14 protein-coding genes are annotated in these 13859 nt (G+C 50.2%); 8 read left to right on the top strand and 6 right to left on the bottom strand.

What is annotated here, in order from left to right; all coding sequences use genetic code 11:
* Window positions 1-294: 294 nt before the first annotated feature.
* Window positions 295-1011 carry a zinc ribbon domain-containing protein gene (locus K3T82_RS12110; RefSeq protein ID WP_220193710.1) on the bottom strand — a complete coding sequence of 239 codons (717 nt, stop codon included), beginning with the start codon at window positions 1009-1011 and terminating at the stop codon, window positions 295-297.
* Window positions 1012-1220: 209 nt separating this feature from the next.
* On the opposite strand from K3T82_RS12110, the gene K3T82_RS12105 reads away from it, so the two are divergent.
* On the top strand, window positions 1221-1571 hold the full coding sequence (locus tag K3T82_RS12105) for a cupin domain-containing protein (protein ID WP_220193709.1): 351 nt from the start codon (window positions 1221-1223) through the stop codon (window positions 1569-1571).
* A 99-nt stretch (window positions 1572-1670) separates the two neighbouring features.
* Here K3T82_RS12105 and K3T82_RS12100 read toward each other — a convergent pair whose 3' ends face one another.
* Complete coding sequence (locus K3T82_RS12100) at window positions 1671-2228, bottom strand: DUF4288 domain-containing protein (protein ID WP_220193708.1); 558 nt, start codon at window positions 2226-2228, stop codon at window positions 1671-1673.
* Between the two features lie 329 nt (window positions 2229-2557).
* Between K3T82_RS12100 and guaA the strand changes: the two genes are divergently transcribed.
* The 7 genes from guaA to K3T82_RS12065 all read left to right on the top strand — a co-directional run bounded on the left by guaA (window position 2558) and on the right by K3T82_RS12065 (window position 8526).
* Complete coding sequence (guaA, locus tag K3T82_RS12095; protein ID WP_220193707.1) at window positions 2558-4204, top strand: glutamine-hydrolyzing GMP synthase; 1647 nt, start codon at window positions 2558-2560, stop codon at window positions 4202-4204.
* A gap of 101 nt (window positions 4205-4305) precedes the next feature.
* Entirely contained in the window at window positions 4306-5148 is an 843-nt protein-coding gene (locus K3T82_RS12090) for an NUDIX hydrolase (protein ID WP_220193706.1), read from the top strand.
* A 115-nt stretch (window positions 5149-5263) separates the two neighbouring features.
* Complete coding sequence (locus tag K3T82_RS12085; RefSeq protein ID WP_220193705.1) at window positions 5264-6286, top strand: ADP-ribosylglycohydrolase family protein; 1023 nt, start codon at window positions 5264-5266, stop codon at window positions 6284-6286.
* Between the two features lie 30 nt (window positions 6287-6316).
* Complete coding sequence (locus tag K3T82_RS12080; protein WP_220193704.1) at window positions 6317-6958, top strand: hypothetical protein; 642 nt, start codon at window positions 6317-6319, stop codon at window positions 6956-6958.
* A 332-nt stretch (window positions 6959-7290) separates the two neighbouring features.
* Entirely contained in the window at window positions 7291-7497 is a 207-nt protein-coding gene (locus K3T82_RS12075; RefSeq protein WP_220193703.1) for a hypothetical protein, read from the top strand.
* Window positions 7498-7783: 286 nt separating this feature from the next.
* Window positions 7784-8113, top strand: coding sequence for a hypothetical protein (locus tag K3T82_RS12070; protein ID WP_220193702.1), 330 nt, complete (start codon window positions 7784-7786; stop codon window positions 8111-8113).
* On the top strand, window positions 8110-8526 hold the full coding sequence (locus K3T82_RS12065; protein ID WP_220193701.1) for a type II toxin-antitoxin system PemK/MazF family toxin: 417 nt from the start codon (window positions 8110-8112) through the stop codon (window positions 8524-8526). Before K3T82_RS12070 ends, K3T82_RS12065 begins: the two co-directional genes overlap by 4 nt.
* Before the next feature lie 109 nt (window positions 8527-8635).
* Here K3T82_RS12065 and K3T82_RS12060 read toward each other — a convergent pair whose 3' ends face one another.
* The 4 genes from K3T82_RS12060 to hpt form a co-directional block, all read right to left on the bottom strand.
* Window positions 8636-10588, bottom strand: a complete 1953-nt coding sequence (locus K3T82_RS12060) for a DUF6909 family protein (protein WP_220193700.1) — start codon at window positions 10586-10588, stop codon at window positions 8636-8638.
* 186 nt (window positions 10589-10774) lie between these two features.
* Window positions 10775-11608 carry a TRM11 family SAM-dependent methyltransferase gene (locus tag K3T82_RS12055; protein WP_220193699.1) on the bottom strand — a complete coding sequence of 278 codons (834 nt, stop codon included), beginning with the start codon at window positions 11606-11608 and terminating at the stop codon, window positions 10775-10777.
* A 198-nt stretch (window positions 11609-11806) separates the two neighbouring features.
* Window positions 11807-13183, bottom strand: a complete 1377-nt coding sequence (locus K3T82_RS12050; RefSeq protein ID WP_220193698.1) for a hypothetical protein — start codon at window positions 13181-13183, stop codon at window positions 11807-11809.
* Window positions 13184-13279: 96 nt separating this feature from the next.
* Window positions 13280-13858, bottom strand: coding sequence for a hypoxanthine phosphoribosyltransferase (gene hpt / locus K3T82_RS12045; protein ID WP_220193697.1), 579 nt, complete (start codon window positions 13856-13858; stop codon window positions 13280-13282).
* Window position 13859 lies beyond the last annotated feature (1 nt).

Genomic DNA, 13859 nt, shown 5'->3' with positions numbered 1-13859 from the left:
CAAGCACAGCATCACAGGTCTGGTGCTTTTTCATATGAACGACACCTCCTTTTTCACTGGCCGGGCCAGAATTTGAACGAACGATTCCTTGTATCAAGAGTATACGAGACACAAATTGCGTTTGTCAACAAGGGAGATGAGGAAAGAAAGGAGAAGGGATACGCCACGCTGCGTAGTTCACTGAGCACCCAGTGAATCAACCCTATGTAACTGTCTACGAATAAAGACTGGGTAGGCACTGTCGGACGATACGTAAGACTATAGATCCACGAAGTAGACCTATCTATCAAGCCATCAATGTTGATCGTAATAGAGGATACGACCGCAATTCGTACACACCTGAAGCTCGACGCTGACACGCGCTTGCTGCAATTCGCTGGGAGCGAGCAGGGCGCGGCACCACTGACAGGCATCTTGCTCCACCCTAGACACGGCTCGCCCCTGCTTGGTGCGGCGCATCCTTGTGTAGCGATCAATCAGGGCAGATTCCAGGAGAGAGGCGAGCTGAACTCGTCGCTGTTGCAGATTAGTACTCTGAATTTCAAGCTCTCGCTGCTGTACGATCTGCGAAGCGTTGTCCTGCATCCAGACATCCCTGGCTTTCTGTACCTCGTTAACCTTGCGCTGTGCCGTTTCCTCAAGGGCCTCAGTCACATCCACAAGCTCTCGTAGGGCCTCTTCCTGGCGAGCCTGTTGTGCCTGAAGTTGTTGGACTTCCAATTGTACGGCTTGCAAGTCACGGGTATTTGCGGCTGTTTCTCTCGCGAGACGCTGTTCCTGCTCGCGAAGACGAGCATTAAGATCTTCAAGCTGCCATTCGGCATCTTGTTGTGCCTGATAACTTGCTTTCCATTGTTGCTCCGCACTCACCTGTTCGGAGCCGAGTTTACGCAGCGTATAATTGCCCTGAAGAGCGTGCTGAAGGGACTGTAGTTCAGCATTCACACGGTCTAGTTCGAGGTCTAGTTCCTGTAACTGAAACAACCGCGCGGCAAGCTGGATCGTGCTCATGAGTAGGGTTTTCTCCTTTCAGCGCGTCCGACGTTGATGCCTTTCATTCGCCTGAACAAAGCTAGCCGCCGCTCAGGCGGCATTGGCGAACGTCTACAAAAATGCCATAGAATAATATTGTACTGCTATACCAGAAGAACATCAATAGCAATATACATTTTTTGCAAGTAATTTCCCGTTTTCCCCTTCAGATTAAAAGCAGGTGGATTATGACAGACAATCAGAAACTAAAACCATATGTCACGCGCTGGCAAGGTACAGAGCTTCCAGATGAGCACACACTTCAACAACAGATGCTTAGTGAGCATCTCTCGCCCTACGCCTGGTCTAACGGACCTCGCGATCAATATGCCGTTCACCAGCATACCTATCACAAGATACTCTACTGTGTGCGTGGCTCGATTCGCTTTACGCTTCCCGATATCCGCGATGAGTTGGGAGAAGTGGTAAATCTGGATCTCGAACGAGGAGATCGTATGTTCCTTCCCTCTGGGGTGCGCCACAGCGCATCGGTGGGCCCACTAGGGGTCACATGTCTGGAAGCTCCACACGAAGCCTGATCCCACATCCCTGACCTAGAAAAGACATGCATTCCTCCTTCGAGTCCTTGAAGGAGGAATGCATGTCTTTTCTTATGAAAACGGTTTTCGCATAAGATCTTAGTGTCGATCTTCGCCAATATCATGTGAATCGCGAGGGCCACCACGCAGAATGCGTTCCGCTTCAGCAAGCACATCGCGAGGATCTATTTCATCTAGATCATCCTCTTTTTCAAGTGGCATAGACTCCTCTTGAAGGGACAGGATCTCGGCAAAACCACGGGCACGAATATCAGGGGTGTCGGGATCATCGTCATCTTCATTCCAGCTACGAAATACATCCAGATCCTCTTTGGGCGAGATCATGGATTGTATCTCCTCCTCGTCCAGTCCAACCCACTGATAATAGGTAATCTCCTCACCATCCTCAAGTTCTGTATAAATCTCCGTCAGATTGCTCAAACCACGAAAACTTGCTGTGACACGTTGCCCCTGCGGGTTTTCATACGTCATATCCCCTTTTTTGCCGCCATCTAGAGCCTTCTGGTAGGCTTCCTCAGCCGAGCCTGCACGAATCAGCACAAAGTTTCTATGAACCACATTCTTGCTCTCTCCTTCGACGCGAATCACCTCCACCATTTCAGCCACATACCATTTTCCCTGCCTGGATGATCCCATAGCATCTTCCTTTCTCGCTTCGATACAGGACCTTGACCCACTCTTTTGCCGTAGCGACGACGGCGGCATGTATCGTGTGATATACTCAACACCAACATGATAGCTCAATTTAGCGTTAATGTGTAGAGTCTCTTAATGCTCTCAGCAGGCATCGTGGGAAACTGGGTTCGAGATTATCAAATTCCTGACCACTTTGGACGATTATCTATAGCAAACACCTCTGCTCTCAGCCAGGGAGACATTCAATTGACACAGATTGCATTAACGCATAGATATACAATCCGTAAAACCTGGACGCCATCAAACAGATATCTTAAAAAGAGGAATATATGCAACCGGAACGCCGTCAGGCAATCATTGTTCTTGACTATGGCTCGCAAGTCAGCCGCTTAATCACACGCCGCATTCGCGAATGTCACGTCTATAGTGAACTGGTACCAGCCACAACAACACTGGCCGATCTACAGGCCAGAGAACACCTGGACATCAAAGGCTTTATCCTTTCAGGTGGCCCTTCCAGTGTTTATGATGAGGAGGCGCCTGGCTGCGATCAGGCCATTCTCCAAAGTGGTCTACCAATCCTGGGCATTTGCTATGGTATGCAGCTTATGGCTCACCAACTGGGTGGACATGTCGCTATGGCGCATGGCACACGAGAGTATGGCCCCGCAACCATCCAAGTCGTTGAGGGAGCGGAGAGCGACCGGGACACCTTCCGTATCTTTGAGGGTCTTCATCCCTCACCCGAACAGACACGCCACCTGGATAAGCCAGCCAGCAAAGACCCACTCCGCTTGCCTGTCTGGATGAGCCACGGTGACAGCGTTGATCGCTTGCCCGAAGGCTTCAAGGTGCTGGCAACAACTGAGAGCAATCCCGTCGCGGTCATCGCGCATCCTGATGGTCTGGTTGGCTTCCAGTTTCATCCCGAGGTCACACATACTCCTCAGGGCAAAGAACTTATTAAGAACTTCCTCTTCCGCATTTGCGGCTGCAACGCAAGCTGGACCCCGGAACAGGTTATCGACGAAACGGTAGAGCGCATTCGCAAACAGGTAGGACAGGAGCGCGTACTCTGCGCCCTCTCAGGCGGCGTGGACTCTGCGGTTGCGGCGCTTCTCGTTCACCGCGCTATCGGCGATCAGCTTACCTGTATGTTCGTAGACACAGGTTGCATGCGCGCTGGCGAAGGCGAGCAGGTAGTTGAAACATTCCGCAATCATCTACACATCCCCCTGGTTGCAATCAATGCGAGCGAGCGCTTCCTGGGCAAACTGGCTGGCGTTGTCGATCCAGAACGCAAGCGCAAGATCATCGGCGAAGAATTCATTCGTGTCTTTGAGGAAGAGGCTGCCAAACTCTCCGTCGAACAGGGCCAAATTAGTTTCCTGGCACAGGGTACCCTCTACCCCGACGTCATTGAGAGCACCAGCCATGATACAGCTAGCACAGCCACACGCATTAAAACACATCACAATGTAGGTGGATTGCCCGAAGAGATGACCTTTCAGCTTGTCGAACCATTGCGCATGCTCTTCAAAGATGAGGTCCGCGAGATTGGCCTGGAACTGGGTCTCCCTGAAGAGTGGGTCTGGCGCCACCCCTTCCCAGGGCCAGGACTGGCGATTCGCGTCATTGGTGAGGTCACAGAGGAGAAACTCAATATCCTGCGCCGAGCCGATACAATCGTCATTGAGGAGATTCGACGCGCGGGTGTGTATCGCGAACTAGGGCAGGCATTCGCTGTCCTGACGCCCATTCAAAGCGTTGGCGTCATGGGCGATGGGCGCACATACGCGAATCTAGTCGCCGTACGCGCCGTCACAACAGGCGACTTCATGACAGCGGATTGGGCACGCCTCTCTCCTGAATTGCTAGGCCGTATTTCCCATCGCCTGGTAAACGAGGTGCAAGAAATTAACCGCGTGGTGTACGATATCACCTCTAAGCCACCCGCCACTATCGAGTGGGAGTAAAACCGCTTACACAGAAGCACAACAACGCGAAAGCTGAACAGAGTTCGATTATCCGAATACTGTTCAGCTTTCGCGTAACATAGGAATGAAGAGGAACCTACATGCGGAATTTTGAAATTCTGGCCCAGGGCTGTTTCTCATCTGCTCAGGTAGAGATCAGCTATCAATCAGAATGGCGTATGCCACGCACATCTGATCTTGAAGCCTGGATGGATACGCTCTGGGAAGCCAAACTCACAGAGGCACGCGCGCAAGGGAAACGCCTCTTCGACGCACCTCTCTTTCGCCTGGTGGGAGCGGAAAGCACTCTCGATAATAAACTTATGCTTCGCCTGGGTGACACAAGCTACAAAGAATATGTCACCACGCGCGAAGATAGTTTTGCGCGTAAGCACTCTCGTGAAGAGCTTGGCAATGCCATTGGCGTCTGCTCAGTCGTCGAGACAAGTGATAACTACATCTTGCTCGACAAGCGTCAGGGTGTCGATGCCTATGAGGGACATTATCATGTGATTGGCGGCTTCTTCGAGCGCGGGCTCGATATGGACGAGAGGTTGCCAGATCCATTCGCGGCTATATGCCGCGAGATTCGTGAAGAAACTGGTATCCAGGCCGAAGATATACACTCTCAGTATTGTCTGGGAGCGGCCTACGATATGCTAATGCCACATGGCGAGCTACTCTTTCTGACCCATCTGAATATTCCACTGGCAGAGGTACTACAGCGAGAGCCAGAGGAAGATGAAATCAAGGAACTCAAAACACTTCATGTCAGCGAGGCAAGCCTCAAAAACTTTCTGCTGGAGCATCATGGTCATATCTCACCCACGGGCGAACCAAACCTATTGCTCTATGGCGCGCTACGCTATGGGCAGGACTGGCTGATCCCCATCCTACACCATATCGAAGCTCAGACACTTGATCTGAGTGCTCACGAATCATAAAACACACATACGTGACACGTATTGAGATCATATGATATATTATCCCAACATAATCTGTTTGTAGCCAGCCATCAGTAAAAAATATAACCTTTCATGTGATAAAAGGATTACAGCTATGGCGAAGAAAGATATATATAAGCGAGCATCGGGATGCCTATTCGGGCTGGCGTTTGGGGATGCTCTAGGAGCCGATACTGAGTTTCTTGACATTGATAGCATCCAGAAGAAGTATGGAACCCAGGGACCAGATAAGCTCCATGGCGATCCAGCACGCGTCACGGATGATACCCAGATGACACTGGCAGTTGGAGATTCCTTACTGGCAGCCGAGCGACCGTATAACGCGGACACACTAGAAGAGCCGCTTCGTTCGGCCTTCGTCGCATGGAACAATAGCCCGGACAATAATCGCGCGCCTGGCAATACCTGCCTCCAGGCTTGTGAAGGATTGGCTCGTAACCTGCCCTGGCACAACGCAACAGTTCTCAGTTCCAAAGGCTGTGGTGCGAATATGCGCGTGGCTCCTGTAGGCCTGCTACATGCCAACCAGGAAGATGTCACGCCCGAGCATCGAGCTGCCATAGCCCAGTTTCAGGCCGCACTGACTCACGGACACCCAACGGCCCTGGTGGCTTCCGATCTCACAGCATGGTGTATCGCCGACCTGGCAGCAGGTGGTAAGATAGATGACATCACCAGCAGGCTTCGCGCATATGCCCTTAGTCAGCGCTCACTCTATCACCAGGCATGGCTTGGCCCCCTCTGGCAACTCTCAACAAGCGGAACACCACAGGAATTTATCGAACGAGGCTGGGAAGAATGTCTACACGTTCTCGGCAGGATTGATGCCGCTCTCCAGAAACCAGACCGAGAGAGTGATCCCTGCACGCAAACTGGCGGCGGTTGGATCGCTGAAGAGGCTTTCGCAACTGGTCTGCTCTGCTTCTTGCTTTATCCCGATGAGCCAGTAAAGGCCATCCAACGCGCGGCAACAACCAGTGGAGATTCTGACTCCATCGCCTGCCTGACTGGAGCCTTCGCGGGAGCATACCTGGGCCTGGATGCCTGGCCCCAGGCATGGATAGAGCGCATTGAGTATCGAGAACATCTAGCCCGCCTGGGAGCAGCCTGGGACTGATCAGCACCCACCAGCGAAGGACGTTATCTTATGGCAACTACGCAAATCCAAGCATACGCGACCTATACAAGAGACAATTTTGACACTCTGCTTGAGCGTTACCGCAGCGCACTCAAGGATCTGGGCTGTCACGACCAAGGGGTATTACAGTGGCTCGCAGAGCTTCACTGGCCTCAAAGTGAAGACGATAGTTTTGGCGACATCTATCCAGCCGAATTCACACTTACTCCGACGGCTAGCATCACCCTTGTTTGCACAGGCATTGATGTCGCTCTTTATCCTGACATTGGGGCCCCAACACTTGAGGAAGAGCCAGCCTCCTGGATCGGTATCAATCTTCAGTTTGAAAGCGAAACACTTCAAGAAGAGATCCATTCCGTTTACAAGTCTGGCATTGGGGGCGCGATCTGGCATACTCTGCGCACCCTGGCGAAGGCCTTTCCCGAATTGGGAGTCTACTTCACCGAGGAGTGGCAGGAGAACCGCTCATGGCGCTCTATCGTCGAAGAGGCTGGTGATCCTTGGGCCTTTGAACTGGCAATCTTCCCACGCAAGCTGGCTCCCTTCTTCGAGTCTGTACCCGCTGGCTTCGACGGCACAGTCACCAAAGAAGGCTTTGGCTTCGCTCAGAGTAACCGTTGGTCAATTGCCCCCTGGACGGAGGCTGAATAGACCAGATAACATTTCTCTGGCCCACGATAACCAGATCGGTCAAAAGTCATATGTCACAAAATCGAGGATTCAACGTCTATAAAATTAGATGACGATGGAATCCTCGATGTACTTTTGGGATTACCTTATCAATATTGGTCAGATCTTTATTTGTGTCTACCATATCAATGTCAAAAGCCATTCCCCTTCACCGTAGAAGGAAGCTTGCAACGATACGCAAGATGAGCAAATTGTTCAAACACTCCGCACCAAAGGATTGAAGGAAAACATTGGTAAGTGTTTGAACAACACAGGTGGTAATGAGGTGAGAGTCAACAGAGAAAGGGCAATACATGCAGAAGGATCTATTGCAAGAGTATTTTATCTATGTCCCTACATTGAGTTTCGTTGACGAGACCCTCACACAGCACGCCAAGGAAGAAAATAACATTGGAGAGAGGCTGGAAGGGGTTTCAATGGATAAGCACTGGACAAAGATCGCGCTAGAAGGTCAACTTGTGGTATACGCAAAGCTACCGCAAGAAGCCGAATGCGCTTAGCTAGAATACAAACAAAAGAGAGTCAGAGGGTGTTTTCATGCATCCTCTGACTCTCTTTTATTTGACAAGCAGGTTCACATTTTCTAAGAAACCAGATGGCAATGGATCTTAACTAAAGGCAACAAAAGGCCATCGGAAAGCTCTAGAGGCGCTACAAAATTGAAGTTTGCAAAAATTAGAATTTCTTATTTTTCTAAGCAAACAACATCCATATTTATTGACTTTTACTCGGGGGGCAAGTACAATAGAAAAATAAGACGTTATGTAGAAACCAGGAGGCATCTTCATGGCTATTGCACATACCGACTTTTACCGTCATGAAAACCTCGTTCGTAAATCTATTCAGATACCCTCAACTCAACACAAAGAGCTGAAGGCCCTCGCTGTCGAGCTAGATTCCTCTTTAGGAGATGTCGTGGAGACCATTATGGAACTCATGCAGCAAGATAATTATCAGCAGCTCAAATCAGCCATTATGCAAAAACGCGAACGCGAATTATCTTCCTCCCTCAATTACTCCCTCGACGAAGCTTACGCATATCTTGGTTCCCTCCCCGAAACACTAGAAGACGCCCAATTCTTTTTTGAAGCCGGACATGAAGGTATGGTTGCATGAGTGAAGAGGCCAGGCACGTCCGGGCCAGCCACAGAGCGTACGCTACACAGCAAGCGGAGCACTCACAGCCCCTCCGAGGCGAAATATGGGATGTCAACTGGTCGCCCGGACGTGGAGCCGAACAACAAGGCACACGCCCGGCTTTAATTATCCAGAATGATCGTGGTAACAGTTCACGACACTATCCATTAACAATCGTCGCCTCTATGAGTCGCACGGAACGCGAACTCCCCCTGCATGTACGCATCTCACCCAATGCTGAGAATGGGCTGACCGACTATACAGATGTCAAATGCGAACAATTAATGACGATTGAAAAATCACGCCTCCTGCGCCGCAGAGGCGTTATCACTCATGAAGAAATGCAACGCGTCGAATTCGCACTCAAATTGAGCCTGGATATCCTATCTTAATCCTACATGCATATTCTTGATCTTCTATCATATCCTCGGCCTTTCTCTAAACCAGGACACGAAAAAAACACCTGTCAAGCGGATCGGGCATGCCCGATCCGCTTCCTTCTTAAGAGACCTTGCTCTCTTCGTCCCCACTCTCAGCTTGCGCGGCAGCCTGGGGCAGTGTGCGCAAAGATTGCCGCTGCAAGAAACCGATCTCACGCTCAAGAATACGCCGAACGATAGCAATCGTCGTGGCGTAAGTGGAATCCATGCCAAAGTATGACAGGCTACCCGCACCAAGATTCTTGCCACGTGTATAGGGCGTATCCGATGCGTAGTGTAACAACCCAACCTCATAGGGCAGACGCGCGAAGTTGATATTCTCTCCCACAGGATAGCGTGTAAGGTATTGATCCTCATAGACCGCGTTGAGGTAGGGGCCGCTCTCCATCTCGACTACCGTATAATTAGAGTTATAACAGAAGTCAAGGTATTGCCGATTTTGCAGGTATGTCCCCTTCGCTGACACAGCCTTCTGGTTGTCCAGAACGGAGCCGTAAATGAGATACGGCTGCACATCATGAGCCGAGAAGCAGTTATCGAGCCAGTAGGTATTCTGGCTATGCTCATCCATGACTACATTGGAGATCATGACATCGCCAATGCTCCCATTGAGCGTCGCGGCTTTACCCAGGATATAAATGCCTCGCACCTGTGAGAGATTCTCCATGATCTCGCGCATCATGCGATAGGCCGCCATACCCAGTGGATAATCAATGTTGATAATCAGTGCCTTACTTTGTGACAGGTAATCCATGTAGCGCATCCGACCTCGTGGGTCAACATCAGTTGGGCGTAGCTTGGATAGATCAAAGATCTGCGCATCGATCTCCATACCATGCCGGGCATCAATGCGCCAGATGCCACGCTCCCGCTCCTCCTGTTCGCGATGACGCAGGAACTCCCTCCCGGCTGGCGTACGCACCCATTCACGACCAGCGAAGTAGAGGAAGTTATGCCAGTTTCCAGGCACCTCACCCTCTTGTAATTTACGGCATTCGTCGGTCAGATAGGGATCATCTCCCTTCAGCGCGAAGCGTGTCAACTCATCCTGTCGATTGAGCAGCGAACCGGAAAGTACGTTCACCATGCTATGCGTATTGCTAGAAACAAAGTAGACTGGTCGCTCCTGTACGTTCAAGCTATCCAGAACCGCTTTGACTGGATTCCACCATTGATGTGTGGCGCGCACATAGCCAACATGTGAGCCTCCCAGCATGCGTAGACGGAAGTTTTTCCGCTGCCGCGCCATCTGGAGCAATGTTTCCCACAACTGGTCGCCCCAGATGACTTCCAGTCGGCTCCAGTCATCAGGCGCGATATGCAGGCGCTCCCGCAAGACCTTGCTTATCTCAGCGAAGACTGGCGAACTACGATCCATACGCGTCTCAAGCAATTTGATAGTGGTAGGATCAGCATTGAGCAGGTAATACATCTTGTTCCACTCGATCTGGAACGCCACCAGAACTGGAACAATATCGTCCGTATCACTAACACTTGCGACATAGGCCGCAAGGGTTTCCTTCCCATCATAAAACCATTTGCGTCTGCGTGCCGAAGCAGTTACAGCCTCCCAGCTATTGACTGGATAATCGTGCTGGACAAAGACTTCCTCCGACTGACCCAGCAGGACCAACTTACAGCTCATAATTGAGGTTGGTAAGCGCAATACGCTGTAGATGAAAGCTGACATGTCGGGATATGGTGAGCGTGCATCGGGATGCAAGATGGAGTCAATGTTGTAATGTGCCTGGACCAGAGCCTTCAGGTTTACCTCTCCTGAACTACGCAGCATGGTGTTATACGTGCGTATATAAAGCTCTACATCTCGCTTGCCAGCCGCATGAAAACGCTCGCCATGCTCAAGAGAGGATAGGACAGCTATTCGGTTACGCTCGTTTAACACTTCATCGATGCCGTGTGTCTCGCCATTTAGGGGAATGAGGGTCTCTTCTACCGCATCCTGTTTCTGAATCAGCTCACTGTATTCGTTGTTCTCTTTTGTCTTCCGTGGCATTGTATCACTCTCTTCTTCTGAGGAACATGTGGTTTCTTCTAACTTCTTATCTGTTGTCGTAATGTTTCCAGATATTATACTCGCCAGACAAGCCTATTGGTAGGGCAACTATACCTCGCTCGCTTGCCAATCATACAAGCACAGCTTTTCAACGGGAAAACTCTTGCTTTGGGTAGTACCTGCATCTCACACTCGTTGCAAGATAACAATATACTGATGGGCGATATTGGGAATGTAGGCAAAGGGATAGCCATAGGGGCGGAGGCGTGTTCCAATCTGGTACCAGACAATTTCCCCTTTAGGTATAAAGCCATGCATTCTCGCTCGGCGTGCCAGATCAACATGTGTAAAGGTATATTCGCCATGCTGGTATGCGTTACGTACGATGATAGCCATGTACTTCTTCGGTTTGAGCAGACGATGGCATCCTTCAAAAACCTGTTCCATTACTTCAAGATATGCCTCATAGCTAGGAAGGTTCGCCAGGTCAGAAGGATCGTCTGAGCGCATGTCATAAATGGTGCGCCTGTTAACATGCTGATGAGCACGTTGCTTACCAGACATTGTTTGTTCCAGGTGAATATTATATGGTGGATCAGTTGCGATAAAGTCAAAGCTCTCGCTTTCCATCTCGGCCATAAGCTGAAGGCAATCGCCGCAGAAGAGTTGTTGTGGTAGTAGCTGGTCCTGGTACTCTTTGAGGATCTGCTGATAGATAACCACCCATTGCTGATTGATCTCAATACCAATAGCCTCACGCGGCTTCTTACAGATGGAGGCGCCGATAAGTGTCCCTCCAACACCCGCGAAGGGATCCAGCACTCTAGCGCCGGGTTTGGTGAAGAATTCAATAAGCTGACTCATCAATTGAGGAGGCTTGTTAGCGCCATGCGCTTTGCGCAAATGATGTCCATAGGTGGAAGGATACGAGGTCGTCATGATGCTTCGTGTAAAGTAGAGCCATTCAGCCCCATTGAGCTCATTCAGTATGTTGCGCGATGATACTTCTTCATCTTTCATACACGCCATTTCCTATTACACTTAATTCATAGATCTTTGCTCAAATTTAACACTTTTTCTCTTAAAATTATGCCACCAAATCTACTGCACAAACGTAAACTCATAATAGGAGGCATCACTAAAATGCCAGGTCTCCCCATGCCCGGCATTTCCCCCTGGTGACGCCTCTTTCTTTGTTGAGGATTTTTTCTCAATCGGTTAGCGCCATATCAGAATATCGTCGTTCCCAGGTATAGGGGCCTCTTCTAACGCCACCTCACGCCGTCGTCTCTCACAACGTACCTCGCCTTCAAGTAGCAATTGCCCCATCACCTGATCGTAATCAGTAAGCGCGAATTGTCCGAAGCGCTCTACCATAACCTGCTGCCGTAGATCAGGCCAGCGACGAACTCGCTGTTCCCGCCCAAGTTGGAGGATACGTTGTGTAAGCTGTTCGAGAGCTCTCGACCGGCGCTCATCTTCCTGAGCTAAAAACCATTCTTCCGCCAGCACGCCCTGGTGACTATGTTTATACAAACGGTGACGATAGCTACACAGCGCCTCATTCATACATTGCGTACTATCTTGACGCCTGGTGGCAAAGAGCAGGGTATAAGGTACCGTCTCAATCCAGGCCGGGCCAATCTGCACAGGCAGACGAATACTTTGTACTGGTAGGCTAAAGTGGCGCTTTATGCTTAGTATAAACAGGTCAATAAAGCCCTGGCGTGCCCTGGCTTGATTGGCTTCGTCAGTAGGTAGCATCTTCCAGCGATCAGTACGCAAGAGGCTTTTGAGACGCAATGCAATCTGCTCATCACTTTGTGCGGACTGAAGGCAGGCATCTATCGAGCGGTGCGGAAGCCAGAAGAGAATCTCTGTTGGAGCGGTTCGTTGGTAGACTTTAAGTAGATTATCATAACCAAAGAGGCCAGGAAGGAAGGGATTAAAGAGAAAGATTGCGGGCGATGGTTCGACTTCATTGAGCAAGACAGGCCCACTCTCAAGCCAATTTGAGCGTAATACACCTCCTTCTTTCAATGCCATTTCCTTCTGAAAACTTCCACTCTGCCTGACTCCGCTGAGCAGAAAAGATTGGAGAGAGAAGGGAGGTTGCTCCTGGACAAGATCATGCGCTAGTATAGCCAGAGGACGCAGAGCAAGCGGAACCTGGGAAATCTCAACATCCTTCTTACGGCGCTTTTTGTTAGCACTTCCGTTCCCATTCGCGCTATCAGGAAGCGCGACTAGCGCCTGCTCGCGTGCATTGAGTCCCAGAGCGTCAATCCAGGAACACCGACGGAAGATCCGTGTCGAGGCCAGGGTACGACAATAAGCCGCTACATAATCATGTAGCAGCCAGTGGCGCAGCGCGGCCAGAATTTCACGTTCACTCGGCCTGCGTACCCGTTTTTGTGGTTTGCTTCCGTTTGTCTGCGCCAAAACGTCTTTATTGGTGTTGTCAATCTCAATATCGGCCCAGAGATCCATCTGATACATTGTACCATGTTTAAGCAGGCGAGGCATGGACTTTAACTCACTCTTCGCGACCGCAATGCTCAAAAGCAAGAGTGAGAGCATGTGGTGGTCGGACAAGTTCTCAATCACCACATGCTCTCACTCTGAAATAGATTCGCACAGCGAGCCGAGGAAGCTTCCTTAAGAAACAAATCTGAAGGCTAACCCCATACTCTATTCAGCAGGGCTAGCATGCTGCTGCTCTGGCTCACTCTCACCTTCATAGACAGAAGGCTTAAGAATACCAACATAAGGCAGGTTGCGATAGTACTGTGCATAGTCAAGGCCGTAGCCAACGACAAATTTATCAGGAATCGTGAAGCCGATATAGTTCACCGGGACCTCTTTCATACGCTTGCGCTCTTTATAAAGCAAAGTGCAAATACTGAGGCTCAGTGGATTACGGCGTCTAATCACATCGACCAGATAGCTCAATGTCAGGCCACTGTCAATAATATCCTCAATAATAAGAATATGCTTATTGTCAATTGGCCCCTCTAGATCCTTCAGGATGCGTACAATGCCGCTAGATTGTGTGCTATTGCCATAGCTTGAGATTGCCATATAGTCAAGCTCCAGGGGCATATCTATAGCTCTTGCCAGATCGGCAATAAAAGGGACTGCTCCTTTAAGCGTCCCCAGGAGCAAGAGGTGTTTCCCCTGAAAGTCTTCGGTAATCTGCTTACCAAGTTCCTGAACTTTGGCTTTAATGTGCTCTTCGGAGAAAAGAATCTCGGAAATATCCTGGTGCATG

The sequence above is a fragment of the Ktedonospora formicarum genome (assembly GCF_016587355.1).
GTDB lineage: Bacteria > Chloroflexota > Ktedonobacteria > Ktedonobacterales > Ktedonobacteraceae > Ktedonobacter > Ktedonobacter formicarum.
This window is presented reverse-complemented; position numbering and strand designations above follow the sequence as displayed.

Bases quoted from the DNA above. Each gene is read 5' to 3' on its own strand.
- K3T82_RS12060 (WP_220193700.1), bottom strand. From the start codon at position 10,588: ATGCCACGGAAGACAAAAGAGAACAACGAATACAGTGAGCTGATTCAG.
- K3T82_RS12055 (WP_220193699.1), bottom strand. From the start codon at position 11,608: ATGAAAGATGAAGAAGTATCATCGCGCAACATACTGAATGAGCTCAAT.
- K3T82_RS12070 (WP_220193702.1), top strand. From the start codon at position 7,784: ATGGCTATTGCACATACCGACTTTTACCGTCATGAAAACCTCGTTCGT.
- K3T82_RS12085 (WP_220193705.1), top strand. From the start codon at position 5,264: ATGGCGAAGAAAGATATATATAAGCGAGCATCGGGATGCCTATTCGGG.
- K3T82_RS12075 (WP_220193703.1), top strand. From the start codon at position 7,291: ATGCAGAAGGATCTATTGCAAGAGTATTTTATCTATGTCCCTACATTG.
- K3T82_RS12065 (WP_220193701.1), top strand. From the start codon at position 8,110: ATGAGTGAAGAGGCCAGGCACGTCCGGGCCAGCCACAGAGCGTACGCT.
- K3T82_RS12110 (WP_220193710.1), bottom strand. From the start codon at position 1,011: ATGAGCACGATCCAGCTTGCCGCGCGGTTGTTTCAGTTACAGGAACTA.
- K3T82_RS12090 (WP_220193706.1), top strand. From the start codon at position 4,306: ATGCGGAATTTTGAAATTCTGGCCCAGGGCTGTTTCTCATCTGCTCAG.
- K3T82_RS12105 (WP_220193709.1), top strand. From the start codon at position 1,221: ATGACAGACAATCAGAAACTAAAACCATATGTCACGCGCTGGCAAGGT.
- K3T82_RS12100 (WP_220193708.1), bottom strand. From the start codon at position 2,228: ATGGGATCATCCAGGCAGGGAAAATGGTATGTGGCTGAAATGGTGGAG.
- hpt (WP_220193697.1), bottom strand. From the start codon at position 13,858: ATGCACCAGGATATTTCCGAGATTCTTTTCTCCGAAGAGCACATTAAA.
- guaA (WP_220193707.1), top strand. From the start codon at position 2,558: ATGCAACCGGAACGCCGTCAGGCAATCATTGTTCTTGACTATGGCTCG.
- K3T82_RS12080 (WP_220193704.1), top strand. From the start codon at position 6,317: ATGGCAACTACGCAAATCCAAGCATACGCGACCTATACAAGAGACAAT.